This window comes from Pseudomonas sp. TE21394 (assembly GCF_054057835.1).
In genome coordinates, this window is the sequence record NZ_JBSRZR010000001.1 from 260,275 (window position 1) to 276,364 (window position 16,090).

At 64.4% G+C, this 16,090-nt stretch carries 14 protein-coding genes and 4 tRNA genes; 8 read left to right on the top strand and 10 right to left on the bottom strand.

Annotation, left to right across the window (positions count from 1 at the left end):
• Window positions 1-16 precede the first annotated feature (16 nt).
• Together ACVWZT_RS01135 and ACVWZT_RS01140 are read right to left on the bottom strand one after the other, a co-directional pair.
• Window positions 17-643 (bottom strand): DsbA family oxidoreductase, encoded by a 627-nt coding sequence (locus ACVWZT_RS01135; protein WP_457467782.1) that lies wholly within the window; start codon window positions 641-643, stop codon window positions 17-19.
• Between the two features lie 96 nt (window positions 644-739).
• Window positions 740-1,642: a LysR family transcriptional regulator gene (locus ACVWZT_RS01140; RefSeq protein ID WP_296234386.1), complete on the bottom strand. Its 903-nt coding sequence runs from the start codon at window positions 1,640-1,642 to the stop codon at window positions 740-742.
• 274 nt (window positions 1,643-1,916) lie between these two features.
• On the opposite strand from ACVWZT_RS01140, the gene ACVWZT_RS01145 reads away from it, so the two are divergent.
• The 5 genes from ACVWZT_RS01145 (at window position 1,917) to ACVWZT_RS01165 (ending at window position 8,119) form a co-directional block, all read left to right on the top strand.
• Window positions 1,917-3,185 carry a cytochrome c gene (locus ACVWZT_RS01145; RefSeq protein WP_296234385.1) on the top strand — a complete coding sequence of 423 codons (1,269 nt, stop codon included), beginning with the start codon at window positions 1,917-1,919 and terminating at the stop codon, window positions 3,183-3,185.
• The gene (locus ACVWZT_RS01150; protein ID WP_296234384.1) at window positions 3,182-3,664 is read left to right on the top strand and encodes a (2Fe-2S)-binding protein; all 483 of its coding nucleotides are present in this window, start codon (window positions 3,182-3,184) and stop codon (window positions 3,662-3,664) included. The genes ACVWZT_RS01145 and ACVWZT_RS01150 overlap by 4 nt, the downstream gene beginning before the upstream one ends.
• Complete coding sequence (locus tag ACVWZT_RS01155; protein ID WP_457467785.1) at window positions 3,648-5,870, top strand: molybdopterin cofactor-binding domain-containing protein; 2,223 nt, start codon at window positions 3,648-3,650, stop codon at window positions 5,868-5,870. The genes ACVWZT_RS01150 and ACVWZT_RS01155 overlap by 17 nt, the downstream gene beginning before the upstream one ends.
• Before the next feature lie 42 nt (window positions 5,871-5,912).
• Window positions 5,913-6,881, top strand: a complete 969-nt coding sequence (locus ACVWZT_RS01160; protein WP_457467787.1) for an XdhC family protein — start codon at window positions 5,913-5,915, stop codon at window positions 6,879-6,881.
• A gap of 152 nt (window positions 6,882-7,033) precedes the next feature.
• Window positions 7,034-8,119, top strand: a complete 1,086-nt coding sequence (locus ACVWZT_RS01165) for an alkene reductase (protein ID WP_457467789.1) — start codon at window positions 7,034-7,036, stop codon at window positions 8,117-8,119.
• Window positions 8,120-8,199: 80 nt separating this feature from the next.
• Here the strand turns inward: ACVWZT_RS01165 and ACVWZT_RS01170 are convergent, their stop codons facing one another.
• Window positions 8,200-8,658 (bottom strand): tautomerase family protein, encoded by a 459-nt coding sequence (locus tag ACVWZT_RS01170; protein WP_457467791.1) that lies wholly within the window; start codon window positions 8,656-8,658, stop codon window positions 8,200-8,202.
• A gap of 96 nt (window positions 8,659-8,754) precedes the next feature.
• Here ACVWZT_RS01170 and ACVWZT_RS01175 point away from each other — a divergent pair, with 96 nt between their 5' ends.
• The 3 genes from ACVWZT_RS01175 (at window position 8,755) to ACVWZT_RS01185 (ending at window position 12,074) form a co-directional block, all read left to right on the top strand.
• Window positions 8,755-9,720 carry a GlxA family transcriptional regulator gene (locus ACVWZT_RS01175; RefSeq protein ID WP_457467793.1) on the top strand — a complete coding sequence of 322 codons (966 nt, stop codon included), beginning with the start codon at window positions 8,755-8,757 and terminating at the stop codon, window positions 9,718-9,720.
• Window positions 9,721-9,910: 190 nt separating this feature from the next.
• On the top strand, window positions 9,911-11,029 hold the full coding sequence (locus tag ACVWZT_RS01180) for a nitrilase-related carbon-nitrogen hydrolase (RefSeq protein WP_457467795.1): 1,119 nt from the start codon (window positions 9,911-9,913) through the stop codon (window positions 11,027-11,029).
• A 4-nt stretch (window positions 11,030-11,033) separates the two neighbouring features.
• Window positions 11,034-12,074 carry an AraC family transcriptional regulator gene (locus ACVWZT_RS01185; protein WP_457467797.1) on the top strand — a complete coding sequence of 347 codons (1,041 nt, stop codon included), beginning with the start codon at window positions 11,034-11,036 and terminating at the stop codon, window positions 12,072-12,074.
• Between the two features lie 232 nt (window positions 12,075-12,306).
• Here the strand turns inward: ACVWZT_RS01185 and ACVWZT_RS01190 are convergent, their stop codons facing one another.
• The 7 genes from ACVWZT_RS01190 to ACVWZT_RS01220 all read right to left on the bottom strand — a co-directional run bounded on the left by ACVWZT_RS01190 (window position 12,307) and on the right by ACVWZT_RS01220 (window position 16,089).
• Window positions 12,307-13,128 carry a DUF2242 domain-containing protein gene (locus ACVWZT_RS01190; RefSeq protein ID WP_457467799.1) on the bottom strand — a complete coding sequence of 274 codons (822 nt, stop codon included), beginning with the start codon at window positions 13,126-13,128 and terminating at the stop codon, window positions 12,307-12,309.
• A 199-nt stretch (window positions 13,129-13,327) separates the two neighbouring features.
• Window positions 13,328-13,404, bottom strand: a tRNA-Asp gene (locus ACVWZT_RS01195).
• Between the two features lie 141 nt (window positions 13,405-13,545).
• Window positions 13,546-13,622, bottom strand: a tRNA-Asp gene (locus ACVWZT_RS01200).
• A 98-nt stretch (window positions 13,623-13,720) separates the two neighbouring features.
• Window positions 13,721-13,797: transfer RNA gene (locus ACVWZT_RS01205), tRNA-Asp, on the bottom strand.
• Window positions 13,798-13,863: 66 nt separating this feature from the next.
• Window positions 13,864-13,939: transfer RNA gene (locus ACVWZT_RS01210), tRNA-Val, on the bottom strand.
• 168 nt (window positions 13,940-14,107) lie between these two features.
• The gene (locus ACVWZT_RS01215; RefSeq protein WP_170028953.1) at window positions 14,108-14,881 is read right to left on the bottom strand and encodes an SDR family oxidoreductase; all 774 of its coding nucleotides are present in this window, start codon (window positions 14,879-14,881) and stop codon (window positions 14,108-14,110) included.
• The gene (locus ACVWZT_RS01220) at window positions 14,878-16,089 is read right to left on the bottom strand and encodes an O-succinylhomoserine sulfhydrylase (protein ID WP_296234365.1); all 1,212 of its coding nucleotides are present in this window, start codon (window positions 16,087-16,089) and stop codon (window positions 14,878-14,880) included. The genes ACVWZT_RS01215 and ACVWZT_RS01220 overlap by 4 nt, the downstream gene beginning before the upstream one ends.
• Between the last annotated feature and the right edge of the window lies 1 nt (window position 16,090).

A 16,090-nucleotide genomic window follows, 5' to 3' on the forward strand; every position in this document is an offset into this window, starting at 1 on the left:
GATCCTCAGACAGTCCTCACGACATGCGTGCCCAGGAGGCAAGCATCGGCGCCAGCACACTCTGTGTCTGCGCACCGAATACCACCGTACCGTTGATGCACAAAGACGGAATGACGCGTCCCGCCCACGCCACAGCCGTGGCTTCGCTGGCCTGCAATTCATCACTGAACGTGTCGCTGTGCATGAATTGCACGACTTCGCCCAGAGGTACTTGTTGTCGCTGCAGCAGCTGTTCCAGAACCGCCGGATCACCAATATCCTGGCCATGGCAATACACGGCCTCGAACGCACTTTCGACAAAGTGATGAGCGGGTTTCCCGCTACGCTGCAGCCACAGTACAGCGGCCAGCGCGGGGCGCGTGTCGGGCAGGTGGACGATCCGGCTGAACGCCGGTTCGATGCCGAGCTGGCGCATTTCCGCAGCCACCAGGGATAGCTGAATCAGCGCCTGGGTGCCAAAGCGACGCTCGAGAAAGTCGTGGTAGGCCATGCCGGCGGCGGCATGGCTCCATGGCGAGCGGCAGGGTTGAAAGGTGACGCTCAGGGGTTGCCCGACCTGACTCATCGCGAGCGCAAGCCGGCGCTGCGCTACCCAGCTCCAAGGGTCAAGAAAGTCGAATGCCAGGAGCGGGGGAATGTGCATGATCCAGGCCCTGAGTGAGGTAGTTCACCCCAGCGTACGTCGTCAGCTGCCCAGGCAGAAGCCACACCGCACGCAATAGAGCGTTGCGCAACGTCGCTAGACATCACAGACCAACTCTTTCATGAAATGCGCAAAGGCCTTGATACGCGTCGAGGCGCGATTGATCGGCAGGTAGACGATATTGATCGAGGCATTGACTGACATCGGGTTCACTTCATATTCGGGCAGCAAGCGGGTAAGCCGGCCCTGTTGCACATCCTCGGCAACCAGCCAGTCGGCCAGCAGCGCAACGCCCTGCCCGGCGACTGCTGCCTGCCTGAGAATGTCGGCATTGTTGCTCTGCATGCGGCCCTGCACCGCTACGGGCACCGTCTCGTCAGCCACCTCGAACAGCCAGTCGCGCATCGGCCCGCCGTAATCGAAGCGCATGCAGGAATGCCGGGTGAGCTCGCTCGGTTGCGTCGGCGCACCGTGCCGCTCCAGGTAGGCCGGGCTGGCCACCAGCCAGCGCTGGAAATGACCGATGGTGGTGCAGATCACATCTTCGCTGGAGACAGTCGACCCCAGGCGCACGGTCAGGTCGATACGGTCCTTGTAAAGGTCCACCCGCTCGTCGCTGAGGTTGAGGCTGACCTCCAGCTCCGGATGGCTCGCCAGAAACCGTCCCAGGTGGGGAGAGATCAAGCGTCGGCCAAACTCCACCGGCACGCTGACCCGCAGCTTGCCTTTGGCTTCGCTGCCCCTGTCGGTGACCATGCCATCGGCTGCAGCGAGCGCATCGAGAATGCCCACCGCGTTGTCGAAATAGGCTTGGCCCAGGTCGGTCAGGCGGTTCTGGCGTGTGCTGCGGGTAATGAGCGTGGTGCCCAGCTCCGCCTCCAGTGCTGCAACCTGACGCGCCACGGACGATGTTGCCACGCCAAGCTTTCGCGCTGCAGCGGAGTAGCCACCGCAACGTACCGTCTCTACGAACATGCTCAAGGCGAGAAACTTATCCATTGACCGACCCTGCCGAAGATTGCCATGAGGGAAGCTGGTGGCATCACCAGTCGAGGTTGCACCAGCCTGCAGCATAGCCACCTGCCCGGCCTCGGGATTGAACAGACGTGCTATCCGACACGCGCTGTCAGCCTTGCGTAATGAGCAAAGCTGCCTTGCGCGAGCGCCCCATACCCGCACCAGCCGCGCTCCTTTAGGCTCGCCCTGAACTGATCGGCAGCCGGCAATACCGGGAGTTGCTGGTTGCTAAAGGCGCAGAACGAGGTGGGTATCGATGTCGCACAGGAAGCGTTGGGCATTGGCAGCTATTGCACTGGGCGTGGGCGGGGTAGCCGCAGCGTTCGGGTTGATGTGGCGACCGGCAATCGACCCGATCGAGCGGCCCATGCTATTCGAACCCGCACAGATTGCGCGCGGTGCCAAGGTCGTCACCGCCGGCGACTGCGCGGTCTGTCATACGCGCCCTGGCGGCAAGTACCTGGCGGGTGGCCTGCCGCTGGTGACGCCGTTTGGCACGCTGTACAGCACCAACATCACACCTGACGCCCAGACCGGTATCGGCAAGTGGCCACTCGAAGCGTTCCAGCGAGCCATGCGCGACGGGATTTCCCGCGATGGGCATTTCCTCTACCCGGCCTTCCCGTACACGCATTACCGGCTGCTCGACGATCAGGACCTGGCAGACGCCTATGCCTACCTGATGAGCGGGCCTCCGGTGGACCAGCCGGCAACCCCCAACCGCATGAAGTTCCCGATGAACCTTCGCCCGCTGGTCGCGGGCTGGAACCTGCTGTTCCTGCATTCAGCGCCGTTCGTGCCGACAGCACAGGCGTCGCCACAGTGGAACCGTGGCCGCTATCTGGTCGAAGGCGCGGGCCACTGCGGCGGATGCCATACCCCTTTGAACCTGCTCGGTGCCGAGAAAACGGGCCAGGCGCTTGCCGGTGGCGTGGTTGACGGCTGGGAGGCCCCTTCCCTGCTCGGCCTGGCCAGTCGCGAAACGCCCTGGACCCAAGCCCAACTGGTGGACTACCTGCAAGCCAACGTCGTCGACGGCCATGGCACTGCGGCCGGCCCCATGCGCCCGGTCAGCCAGGAACTCGCACGGCTGCCTCGAAGCGACGTCGAAGCCATGGCGGAATATCTGCTGAGTTTGCCGGCATCTCCTCATCAACCAGCCAGGTTCGAAACAAAGGCTGTGGCCTCGGCCGAATCGTCCAGTCTGGGTGGTGACCTGTTCCAGGCTGCATGCGCGGGCTGCCACGGCGCAGCCGCACCGATGCGCAGTATCGACGGCAGGCCAGCGCTGACGGCGACGTCCTCGGTGCAGGCCCCTGCGCCACGCAACTTCATCAAGACGGTACTGGAAGGCATTGCCCCCACCCCCGGTGAGCCCGGCCCGGCAATGCCACCGTTTGCCGCCAGCCTGAGCGACCAACAGCTCGCTGACCTGGCGGCCTTCGTCCGTGGCCAAGCCGCCCCGGATCGGCCGTGGACGGATTTGCATTCGACTATTCAGGCTCTGCGCGAGGAGACCCCATGAGCAACGTGAACCTTACAGTCAATGGCAAGCTGCACAGCCTGGATATCGATCCGGACATGCCGCTGCTCTATGCCTTGCGCAACCACCTGGAACTCAACGGCGCCAAGTACGGCTGCGGGCTGGGCCAGTGTGGCGCGTGCACCGTCATCGTCGACGACCAGCCGGTATTCTCCTGCGTGACGCCGTGTGCCGGCATGCAAGGCCGCCACGTGCGCACTGTCGAGAGCCTGGGCACGCCCGAACGGCCAGGCCCGCTGCAACAAGCCTTCATCGATACCCAGGCCGCACAATGTGGGTACTGCATCGCCGGGATGATCATGCGCGCCCAGGCCCTGCTGGAGCACAATCCGCAGCCCGACGCAGCCACCATCCGCGCGCACATGGCCAGCAACCTGTGTCGCTGCGGCACGCACCTGCGAATCATCGAAGCGATCACCCGCGTAGTCGAAAACGGTGGCCTGCATGTCGTCCACAACTGAATTCGGTCGTCGCGCGTTCCTGCAGGGCGGCAGCCTGCTGATGGCATTCGCGCTGTTGCCGGCCGCCCGCAAGGCGCTGGCCGATACCGAGGTGGATACCCTCGGTACTGTCGTGCTCGCCCCGGACCTGCCGGGCAGCTTGCGCACCAACCCGTACCTCGACGCGTGGATCAGGGTCGGCGTGGAAGGTATCACCGTGTACACCGGGAAAGTGGAGCTGGGCACCGGGGTAAAGACCGCGCTGTTGCAGATCGCAGCCGAGCGGCTGGACGTCTCGCCGGCGGCGGTGACCTTTCTCACGGCGGACACGGCGCTGACGCCGAACGAAGGCTACACGGCCGGCAGCCATACCCTCTTCGACAGCGGCACGGCGCTGTTCAACGCCGCTGCGCAGGTGCGGCAGATGCTGATGGAATCGGCTGCCAGGCGCTGGGGCGTGGAAGTGTCGTCGCTGCGCACAGGCGATGCGATGATCACGGCGCCGTCCGGCGCCCGCATGAGCTATGCCGAGGCGGTGGCGGGCGTGGACCTGCATCAATATGCCAAGGCCAGCTCGCCGGACCTTTCACCTGAGCAGTTCAAGCTCATCGGCCACGCCATCCCACGCCTGGATATTCCAGCCAAGGTCAGCGGTGGCGCGGCATTCGTACAGGACATGCGCTTGCCGGGCATGCTCCATGCCCGGGTGATCCGGCCACCAAGGCCGGGTTGCAAGCTCACCGGCTTCGATAGCCAGGCGATCGAACGCCTGCCGGGCGTGGTCAAGGTGGTCGAGGATGGCAACTATCTTGCCGTGGTGGCCAAGGATGAATGGCAAGCCATCCAGGCCATGCGGGCGGGCTACGGGTCGGCGACGTGGACCGCCGGCGAGGTGATTCCGGACCAGGCGGTTATCCACCAGCTGCTGCCCAAGCTGCAATCCAGGCGCTACCCCATCCGCCACCAAGGCCAGCCGGCGCCTTCAAGTGGCAAGACCTATCGGGCGCGCGTCACCAAACAGTATCTGATGCACGGTTCCATCGGCCCCTCCTGTTCGGTGGCCTGGTTCAAGGACGGTACGTTGACGGTCTGGACGCATACCCAAGGTGTTTTCCCACTGCGTGCGGGCATCGCCGAAATGCTCGGCCTGCCGCTGACAGCGGTACGTTGCATCCATGCCGAAGGCTCCGGATGCTATGGCCACAACGGCGCCGATGATGCCGCAGCCGACGCGGCGCTCATCGCCATGCGCATGCCGGGCGTGCCGGTGCGCGTGCAGTGGATGCGTGAACAGGAGAACCTGTGGGAACCGTACAGCTCGGCCATGCTCACCGAGCTGCAGGCCGACCTGGACAGCAGCGGCCGCCTCAACCATTGGCAGTACCAGTTATGGACCACGCCGCATAACGAGCGCATCACCAACGCCGGCCGCCTGGTGCCCGCGCGCATGCTTGCCCGCCCGTTCGCCTCGGCGCCGTCGGTGCCGATTGCCCAGCCTGAAGGCGACGGCGACCGCAACGCGATCCCGCTGTATCAAACGAGCGCACGCGATATCGACATGCATTTCATCAGCGAAATGCCGTTTCGCACTTCGGCAATGCGCTCGCTGGGTGCCCACATCAATGTGTTTGCCATCGAGGCCTGCCTGGACGAACTGGCGGCGCAGGCGGGCGTGGATGCCGTCGAATTTCGCCTGAGCCACCTCACCGACCCAAGGGCCCGCGCCGTGGTCGAACGGGCCCGCGATGAATTCGCCTGGCCACGGCGTTCGTCTGCACCGGGCACGGGCATCGGCCTGGGCTTCGCCCGCTACAAGAACATCATGGGCTACTGCGCGGTGGCAGTGGAAATCCAGGTGCATCCGCAAACCGGCGAGATCGAGATCGAGCGGGTGGTCACGGCGGTGGACGTCGGTCAGATCGTCAATCCCGATGGGCTACGCAACCAGGTCGAGGGCGGTATCGTCCAGTCGAGCAGCTGGACGCTCTACGAGGCAGTCAGTTATGACGCCGGTGGCGTACGCAGCTATGACTGGAGTGGCTATCCGATCCTGCGCTTCCCGCAACTTCCGAAACACGTTGAAGTGCACCTGATCGACCAGCCTGGCCAGCCCTTCCTCGGTGCAGCCGAAATCGTCCAGGGGCCGATGGCGGCAGCCCTCGGCAACGCGGTGGCGGATGCCACCGGCCAGCGCCGACTGGCGCTGCCCCTGACCCGCAAGGCGTGAAGCGGCGGCGCTCGAACCCGTGTTTTGCAGAGGTAACGGCAGATGCAACACCTTGATGTGAGGGTCCTGGAGCAGGCGCTGGCCTGGGCTGACGAAGGACAAAGCGTGTGGCTGTGCACGGTCCTTTCCACCTTCGGTTCGGCACCGCGCTCGCCTGGGGCAATGCTGGTGGCCATCCGGTCCGGCACGCACAGCGGCTCGTTGTCCGGCGGTTGCGTCGAGGAGGCCTTTCTCGAAGCGCTCAGCCGTGGCGAGCATGCGGCACCGGCGCAGGTGGTCTGCTACGGCACCAGTGCCGAACAGCGCAGTCGCCTGCAATTGCCGTGTGGCGGTAGCCTGGAGGTGCTGGTCGAGCACAGGCGCCCGAGCGCCGAATGGCGAGCCCACCTGAGCCAGTTGCTCGACGCTTTGCGCGGTCAACGTCGGCTGACCCGGGTGATCGACCTGGAAGGCGGCCTGTTCAGCACCCGCAGCCGCAGCGACGGCAGCGACACCGTGGTGCGCACGGGAAGCCGCCTGGAGATTGCCCTGGGCCCTGCCCTGCGCTTGCTGCTGGCTGGCCTGTCACCGGTTGCCGAGGCCTGTGCACAATTCGCCCGGGCCCTGGGCTTTGAAGTGATCGCTTGCGACCCGCGAGAAGAAGTGGCCGCGCTGGCGCTGGAGGGCGTGACGGTGATTCCGCTACTGCCCTCGATCTACATCGCCAACGGCGGTTGCCACGAAGCAACGGCGGTGGTTGCGCTGACCCATGATCCGAAAATCGACGACCTCGCATTGATGGAGGCCGTGCACACGCCCGCCTTCTACATCGGCGCCATGGGCTCGAAACGGACCTCGGAAAGACGCGCGGAACGATTGCGCCGGATCGGCGGCTTGTCGCCTGCAGATGTCGAGCGCCTGCACATGCCCATCGGCCTGGATATCGGCTCCAGGACCCCTGCCGAAATTGCATTGGCGGTGATGGCTGATGTGCTGCGGGTCTATCGAGGCAAAGCGCGAACGGCGCTTTGAAGGTTCGCGGGTATTGCGAGTTGCGCAATGCACTTGCCCTGGTTGTGCTGATTATCAGCCTGGGCGCCGGCCATTAACCTGACTCCAGCAAACAGCCGCGCTATCGCTGCGCTTGCCAACCGCATTCAAACCACTTGCAAAGGAACTGAGTAATGGCCCGTCATCTGTTCAACCCCATTCGCGTGGGCGCCTTGCAACTGCCACACCGTATCGCCATGGCGCCACTGACCCGCTCCCGTGCAGGCCAACCCGGCGATATCCCGACGGCAATGGCGGCGCAATATTACGCCCAGCGCGCCAGCGCAATCTCCCGACAGGGGCAAGGTTATGCATGGACGCCCGGTATCTACACGGCTGAACAGATCGCAGCCTGGCAGCGGGTGAGCGCGGCAGTGCATGCACAGGATGGCCGCATCTTCATGCAGCTGTGGCACGTCGGGCGCGTTTCTCACCCCAGTTTCCAGCCAGATAATGGCCTGCCCGTTGCACCGAGTGCGATCGCCGCGCCCGGCAAGACGTTCATCGTCGACCACGACGGCAATGGCGTGTGGGGTGATGTGCCGGTCCCGCGCGCCCTGGAAATCGAAGAGATCGCGGCAATCATCGATGACTACCGCAATGCGGCACTCAATGCCATCGCGGCTGGCATGGATGGCGTCGAGATTCACGCTGGCAACGGCTACCTGCTCGACCAGTTCATCAACAGCAACAGCAACCGGCGCAGCGACCCTTACGGCGGCTCGTACCAGAATCGGGCGCGCCTGCTGCTGGCGGTGGTCCAGGCAGTGACGCAGGAAATCGGCGCAGATCGCGTCGGTGTGCACCTCACCCCGATGGGGCGGTTCATGGGCATGGGCGATGACACCCCCTTCGAAACTTTCAGCTACATAGTCAAGTCGCTGAACCGCCACGGCCTGGCCTACCTGCACCTGGTCGAGCCCGCGGTCGTCGGCACCGTCAAGGACGAAAACTTCGACCCGCGCTGGGACGAGATCATCTTGCAGCTGCGTGATGCCTGGGAAGGTGTCCTGATGCTCGCAGGCGGGTATGACGCAGCCTCTGCCGAAAAAGCGATTGCCGAAGGCCGTGCCGACGTGGTGGCTTTCGGCCGACCGTTCCTGGCCAACCCGGACTTGCCACGCCGCATCCGCGATGGCCTGGAACTCAACACACCCGACCCTGCAACCTTCTTTGGTGGCGATGAACGAGGCTACACCGACTATCCAGCCCACCCCTGACAGGGCCGTGCCGACTGGCTGGGTAGCCCAGCCAGTCGGGCCCGGCGGTACGCAGTTGCAGTCGCGCCTTGGCGCGGTGCTCATGGCTGCCGGGCGCGAGCGAGAAGATGGCCGTAACCGGCAGCGCGGGTGAAATCGGCAAGATGCCAGAGGTTGCCGTTGGCGCCCCAGGTACCATCGGCGACGTCGACCAGCTGTATCGACGTCATCAGCATGCGCCCGTCGTCCTGCCCCACGCAGTGTTCGATTGCCTGGTGCAGGCCCTGCACATAATCCTTGCGCATCTGGGCATCGAGAACCCCAGCCGGCACCTTCACCGTGACGATGCAGGGAATGGCCTGGGCGTGCATGTTTACCCCGCCACACAGCCAGTCAGCGCCACGCAGCTCCTCGATGAGCACCCAGCACAGGCTGCGCTGCGGTAGTGCGCTACCGATGTGTTCGTGGGCGATGGCGGCCTCGCTGACGCGCTTGAGCAGCTGTTCGCGTTGCGCCTCGTTGAAAGCCCCGGCAGGTACCTTGATCAGTATGTTGGGCATGGCGGAAACCTTGATGATGAGTGAAAGCGCCATTAGGCCTGCCAGCTGTTGCGCGCAGAAGTGTCGGATCCGTCCCGTTTCGAGCATAATCCGACAATGTACGATTTCACCATCCTGGTCACACCGGGGGCATTCGCGACAAGCGTGGCCGCCACCCTGGACATCCTCGCCAGCGCCGCCACCGTCAGCGAGCGACTAGGCCTGGCCGCACCACGCTGGCGGGTTTGCGGCCCGCAACCGGGGCCGGTAGCGCTGGGCCATGGCCTGCAACTGCCGGTGCAACCGCTCGAAGCAAGTGCCGATGACCACTCCTGCTGGGTCATACCGGGCATCGGCGTCAGTGACATCGAACTGCTTGAGCACCGCCTCGCCGAGCCATGGACAGCGCCCTTTCTCGCTGCGCTGCGCAGTCATATCGCCAACGGCAAGGAAATTGCCGCCTCCTGCTCGGCGGTGTTTCTGCTGCAGGCAGCCGGGCTGCTGGAGGGCCGGCGGGTGACTACCTCCTGGTGGCTGGCAGCGCATCTGCAGCAACTGGCACCCGGTTGCCGCGTGGACCCGGACTTCATGGTGGTGGCCGATCACCCGGTGACCACGGCAGGTGCCGCCTTCGCACAAACCGACCTGATGCTGCACCTGCTCCGGCGGCGCCTGTCACCTGCAATCGCCGACGCGGTGGGCAAGGCGCTGCTGCTCGACCGCCGGCAACTGCAGGCGCCTTTTGTCATCCCGGCTGTGTTGGCGCAAGGTAATGCGCTGATCTTGCGGTTAACTGCCGAGATCGAGAATTCGCTGCCTGAGCCGGCCAGCGTGAAGGCGCTGGCCGCAAGCGTCGGCATGTCCGAGCGGACCCTGTCGCGGCATGTGCACAAGGCAACGGGGCACTCTACCCGGCAGCTGATCCAGCGGGTGCAGTTGCACAAGGCCCGGGCGCTGCTCGAGTCTGGCGAACATTGCGTCGAAGCGGTCGCGGCACAGGTTGGCTACCAGGACGCAACGGCGCTCCGGCGCTTGATGCGCCGCCTGCTGAATGCGACCCCGCGGCAATTGCGCCAGCGCTGACCGGGCATGGCGGTGGACGCCAATGAACGGCAGCATAGAATACTCATAAGCGTATGGCAGCTTTGGTATGATCCAGACGTTATTCTGCAAAACGCAGTGCAACAAGGACACCAAAGCTGATGAATCAGGCCGCACTATGTTCTTGCTTTCTGCACCGCCGGCTCAATTTTTAGGTGAAAGCTGAAGTTTGATGCGAAAACTCCTGGCAAGCACCCTGGCGCTGGTGATGGCCGCCGCACTCTGTGGCTACGGTTTCTGGACCCAGCAGCGCCCGGAAGGCCATTACCTGTCCGACCTGCGCATCGAACTGGCGCTGAACCATGGCGTACCCGGCGAGCACGGCAACCTGCTCGGCGTCGAGCCGTTGCTGTACCCGGGCGACTACCAGAACCTGCAACGCCTGCACCGCAAGCTCGCGGCCTATCTGGAACAGGCACGAGCCCAGGGCCTGGTGGGCCCGCGCACGGTGGTGGTGCTGCCCGAGCACATCGGCACCTGGCTGTGGGCGCGCGGCGAAAAGAATGAGTTGTACCAAGTCACGCAAAGTCGTGAAGCCCTGCAATGGCTGGAGCTGAGCAACCCGCTGCGCTATGGCCTGGCCATGCTCGGTGCTGACGGCGACGACCGCCGCGCCGATGCACATTTGCGCATGAAGGCCGAACAGATGGCCACGGACTACCAGCAGCTGTTCGGCGGCTTGGCCAAGGAATTCAATGTAACCCTGGTGGCTGGCTCCATCGTCCTTCCCGCCCCTTATGTGAAACAGGGCGTGCTGCATGCCGGCAACGGCCCTCTGTTCAACAGCAGCATGGTGTTCGCCGGCGACGGCTCGCTGCTCGGCCAGCCACAGCGTCAACAGTTCCCTGACAGCGAAATGCGCCGCTATGTTCACGATGGCCGCCAGCAGCCACTGCAGGTCGTGCAGACCCCTGCCGGGCGCCTGGGGGTACTGGTGGGCAGCGATAGCTGGTACCCGGAAAACCACCAGCAACTGGCCCGCCAGGCAGTAGAATTGATCGCCAACCCGGTATTCCTCAGTGGCAAGGGCAGCTGGCAGGCACCTTGGCGTGGCAACCGTCATCAGCCTGCCAGTTCCAAGCTGCCCTTGCAGCGCGGCGAAGTCAGCGAGCAGGCCGCCTGGCAGCGCCTGACCGAGGCCGCCGGGACCGGTGTCAGCAGCATGAGCGTGTTCATGCGCGGGCAGTTCTGGGAACAGGGCAGCGACGGCCAGGGCTTTGCCCGCCATGCCGGCGAACTGCTGGCGGGAACGCCCAGCCCTGGCGCCCGCCTGCTGAACCTGTGGTTGTAGGCCAGTGGCCCGCCCCCATGTGCGCCTGGGCGACCTTTCGGTCGGCTTTGTCCAGCCGCTGAACGAGGCCCTGCGCGAGCTTGGCCACGACCCAGAGCCGCTGTTGCAGCGCTATGGCCTGGACGCGGCACGCCTGGGCGAGGCCAATGCACGCTTGTCGATACCCCGCTACATGCACCTGGGGCACGCCGCCATCGAACTGTGCGGCGAGGCTGCGCTGGGCCTGCACATGGGGCGCCTGAGCCGCCTGGCGCACGCCGGGCTGGCCGGGGTCACGGCGGCCCAGGCGCCCAGCGTGGGCGAAGCGGCGCGTACCTTGCTGCGCTTCGAGCCGCTATATGCGGCCAACTACCGTGGCCATTCCAGCTTCCATGAAGATGCCCAGGGCGCCTGGCTGCGCTTCTACTCGATCAGCCCTTACAACGCCTACAACCGCTTTGTCGTCGACTCCCTGCTCGCTGGCTGGCTGGCCCAGTTGAGCGACCTCGCCGGCACACCGGTGCAGGCCGAGCGTCTGGAAATCGAGTTTGCAGCCCCCGCCTACGCCGAGCGTTACCAGCCATTGTGCAGCGCACCCGTGCAATTTGCCGCCGAAAGCAATCAATTGCGCCTGGGCCGCGCCACGCTGCAGCTGGCCAACCCGCGGCATTGCCCAAGCACCTGGCAGCACCTGCTGCAGTTGTGCGAGGCGGAGATGCTGCAACGCACGCGCATACGCAGCCTGGGTGAACGCATCACCCATCTGCTAGGCCCATTGCTCAATGGCGGTCGCGAACCGGACCTGGAAGAAGTGGCACTGCACCTGCAACTGCCGCCCTGGACCTTGCGCCGCAAACTGGCCGAGGAAGGCACGCGTTTTCGCGACCTGCTCAACGAAACACGGCGCGACCTGGCCGAGACCTATATCCGCGATACGGAACTGGCCTTTGGCGAGATCGCCTATCTGTTGGGGTTTGCATCGGCCGAGGCCTTCCAGCGCGCCTTCAAGCGCTGGACAGGCCTTACGCCGGGCGAGTTCCGCCGCAGCCAGCGGCGGGCGGGCTAGAGCTCGGTGGCGTCGTCAGCCGGTTCCGGCGGGTCCAGTTCATAAGCCTGGTATTCGAGAAGTTCTTCCTGGTATTCATCCATAACCCTGCGTCCTCTTTGCTCATTTTCTCTTGATAGCCGTCGCCTTCACCCTAAGCAGGTGAGATGAAGGAACGATGACAAGCATATGAGTGGTAAACGTAGCAGGTGTTCCGAAAGTTATCGCTGGGCCGTCTATAGCAGGTACTTCGTCAAAGAGCGGGGGAAGCAGCCTCGGCAGGCTGGGCCTGTTGCTGCACTTCAATCGGTGCAGCCTCGGCCGGCGGTGCCACCGGCTGCGAGCCTTGGCTGTCATCCACCGCTGGTGCCGCTACCGCTTCAGTGGCTGTGGCTGCAGGCGCTGGTGCAACCTCAGTAACAGGTGCAGTTGCCGGGGCAGGCGCCGGGTTGACAGCCGCCTGTTCCGGCAACCCCAGGTCCGCCGCAGGCTTTTCGACCTTCTGCACGGGCGCCTCGGCCTCGGCCTTGCTCGCCTGCTTCGGCTTGGGCTTGGGCAGATAACTCTCCACCAAGGCGAAATAGCGATCATAGAACTGCGCCGCCGTCACCGTCTCGCTGGCCACCTTGACCATGGAGTCGTCGCTGGAGCCGATCGGCATCGACACCGAACCCAGCACGCCAACGCCCAGGCTGGCCGAGGTGTTGGACTTTTTCAGGGCATAACGATCCTGCAGCGCATTGGCGAACATGGTCGAGCGCTGCTCGTCGCTCACGTCCGGTGCACAGGTGACGTTGAAGCTGATCTGCAGGTGATTCTCGCTGTTCTGCTGGAAGCTCTTGTTGCCCACCACCTGGTTGGCACCGCTGCTGGTGATGATGTAGCCCTGGCTGAGCAAGGCGCGCCGGGCGGCCTCGCAAGAGCCGGCATCGCTCACCGGGAAGCTGCGCGAGAAGGTGCCCGAGTCATCGAAATTTTCATGCTCGTAGACGGCGGCTTTCTTCGAGGAACAACCGGTCACGCCCGCCAGCACCAGGGCCAGCCCGAGCGCACCAAAGACGGTAGATCTGGTCATTGCGTATTCCGGGTAAGTCAGAAAGGTGCCTATTGTGCAACACAGCAGGCAGGCACAGGAACCGCTGATCGGTGAAGAGTCTGTCAGATTCGTGTAAATCTGGGCCAAGGCCGGCGATGGCCAGGCACTGAAACGAAAAAAGCGACCCTGGGGTCGCTTTTTCGTGCTTCGAGGCGTTCAAGGGGCCTCAAGGCGAAGATGGCGCAGCGGACGGGACTCGAACCCGCGACCCCCGGCGTGACAGGCCGGTATTCTAACCGACTGAACTACCGCTGCGTATCATTCAGGCTTGCGCCCGATTGAAACCTGGGTCTACCCTTCCGGCTCGATGGCCTCAGGACAGGCACAAAAAAAGCGATGACTGGATCGCTTCTCTTGTGTTTGCTTCAAGGTGTTCAAGGGACCTTGAAACGAAGATGGCGCAGCGGACGGGACTCGAACCCGCGACCCCCGGCGTGACAGGCCGGTATTCTAACCGACTGAACTACCGCTGCGTATCGTTCAGGCTTGCGCCCGATTGAAACTGGGATCAGCCCAAGGCAGCTTGCCTTGCGACTCAGACCGGTGCCAGGCACCCATCTGTTACTGAAAATGGCGCAGCGGACGGGACTCGAACCCGCGACCCCCGGCGTGACAGGCCGGTATTCTAACCGACTGAACTACCGCTGCGCAGTGCGCTCCTCTCTGGCTATCGGCTTCTTGCGAAACCTTGAGCACCAGGAACCTCTCAGGAAGTGGTGGGTGATGACGGGATCGAACCGCCGACCCTCTGCTTGTAAGGCAGATGCTCTCCCGGCTGAGCTAATCACCCTCGCGATGTTGCTTGTTGCGTTTGCTTCGCAGAGGCCGCGAAATTTACGCAGGTGGTGAAGCTAAGTCAATAGCCCCATTGAATTTTTTTCAAAAAAAGGTCGGTTTGCTGCACCGACCTCTTCGCGGGCATGCCCGCGAAGAGGCCAGTACAGGATATGCAGAATGCTCAGGTGTAGATCATCTTGCGGGTCATGCCGCCATCGACCACGAATTCCTGGCCGGTAACGAATGCAGCCTGGCGCGACAACAGCCAGGCCACCATGGCCGCCACGTCTTCCACCGTCCCTACCCTGCCGGTCGGATGCTGGGCATGGTCGGCCTCGGTCAACGGTTCGGCACGGCGCTGCGACGGGTCGCGAGCGTCGATCCAGCCCGGGCTCACCGCATTGACGCGGATCTCCGGGCCGAGGCTCATGGCCAGCGCATGGGTCAACGCCACCAGGCCGCCCTTGCTGGCTGCGTAGGCCTCGGTGTCGGGCTCGGACTGCCGCGCTCGGGTCGACGTCAGGTTGACGATCGCCCCGTTGTGCGCGCGCAGGTACGGCGCACAGTGCTTGGCGAGCAGCATCGGGCCACTGAGGTTGACCGCCAGCACGCGGTTCCACTGCGCCAGGCTCAGGCTTTCCAGGGTGTGGTTGTGCGGGTTGGCGATGGCCGCGTTGCACACCAGCGCGTCCAGGCGGCCAAACTGCCCCAGCACCTCGGACACCCCGGCACTGACCTGGGCCTCGTCGGCAACGTCCATGGTAATGAACCAGGCGTTGTCACCCAGTGCCTTGGCCACCTTGGCACCACGCTGGCGGTCGAGGTCACTGAGCACCACCTGCCAGCCTTCGCAGATCAGCCAGGCGGCAATGCCCAGGCCGATGCCGCGGGCGGCACCCGTGACCAGGGCAACCCGGCCGTTGTGGCCGGGCGCAGCACCGCCGATCTCGATCACAGTGCTGCCAGCCCGCGCGCCAGGTCGGCCTGCAGGTCAGCCACGTCTTCCAGGCCCACGGCAACGCGGATCAGGCTGTCGCGGATACCCGCGGCTTCACGCTCCTGCGGTGTCAGACGGCCGTGGGAGGTGGTGGCCGGGTGGGCGATGGTGGTCTTGCTGTCACCGAGGTTGGTGGTGATGGAGATCACCCGGGTGGCGTCGATGAAGCGCCAGGCGCCCTCTTTGCCGCCCTTGACCTCGAAGCTGACCACCGCACCGAAGCCACTCATCTGGCGTTTGGCCAGCTCGTGCTGCGGGTGGCTCGGCAGGCCAGCGTAATGCACCTTCTCCACGCCCTCCTGCTGCTCCAGCCATTCGGCCAGCAGCTGGGCGCTTTCGCAGTGCGCACGCATGCGCAGGCGCAGGGTTTCCAGGCCCTTGGTGAAGATCCAGGCGTTGAACGGACTGAGGGTCGGGCCTGCGGTACGCAGGAAACCGACCACTTCCTTCATCTGTTCGGCACGCCCGGCAACCACGCCGCCCATGCAGCGGCCCTGACCATCGATGAACTTGGTGGCCGAGTGGAACACGATGTCGGCACCCAGCTTCAGCGGTTGCTGCAGCGCCGGGGTGCTGAAGCAGTTATCCACCACCAGCATGGCACCGTGGGCGTGGGCGATTTCACTGAGGGCAGTGATATCGACCAGCTCGGCCAGCGGATTGGACGGCGACTCGACGATCAGCAGCTTGGTATTGGCCTTGATGGCCTTTTCCCAGCCGCCCAGGTCGACCAGTGGCACGTAGTCCACCTGCACGCCAAAGCGCTTGAAATACTTCTCGAACAGGCTGATGGTCGAACCGAACACGCTTTGCGACACCAGTACGTGGTCACCGGCGCTGCACAGCGACATCACCACGGCGAGGATCGCGGCCATGCCGGTGGACGTGCCCACGGCCTGTTCGGCGCCTTCCATGGCCGCCAGGCGCTCCTCGAAGGCGCGCACCGACGGGTTGGTGTAACGCGAATAAACGTTGCCCGGCGTTTCGCCGGCAAAGCGCGCGGCGGCGTCTGCTGCCGTGCGGAACACGTAGCTGGAGGTCAGGAACAGCGCTTCGCTGTGCTCGGCCTCCGGTGTACGGTGCTGGCCGGCGCGCACCGCCAGGGTGTCGAAACCGACACCCTCGAGGTCGCTGTCCAGCCGCCCGGCATCCCATTGATCCGTCATG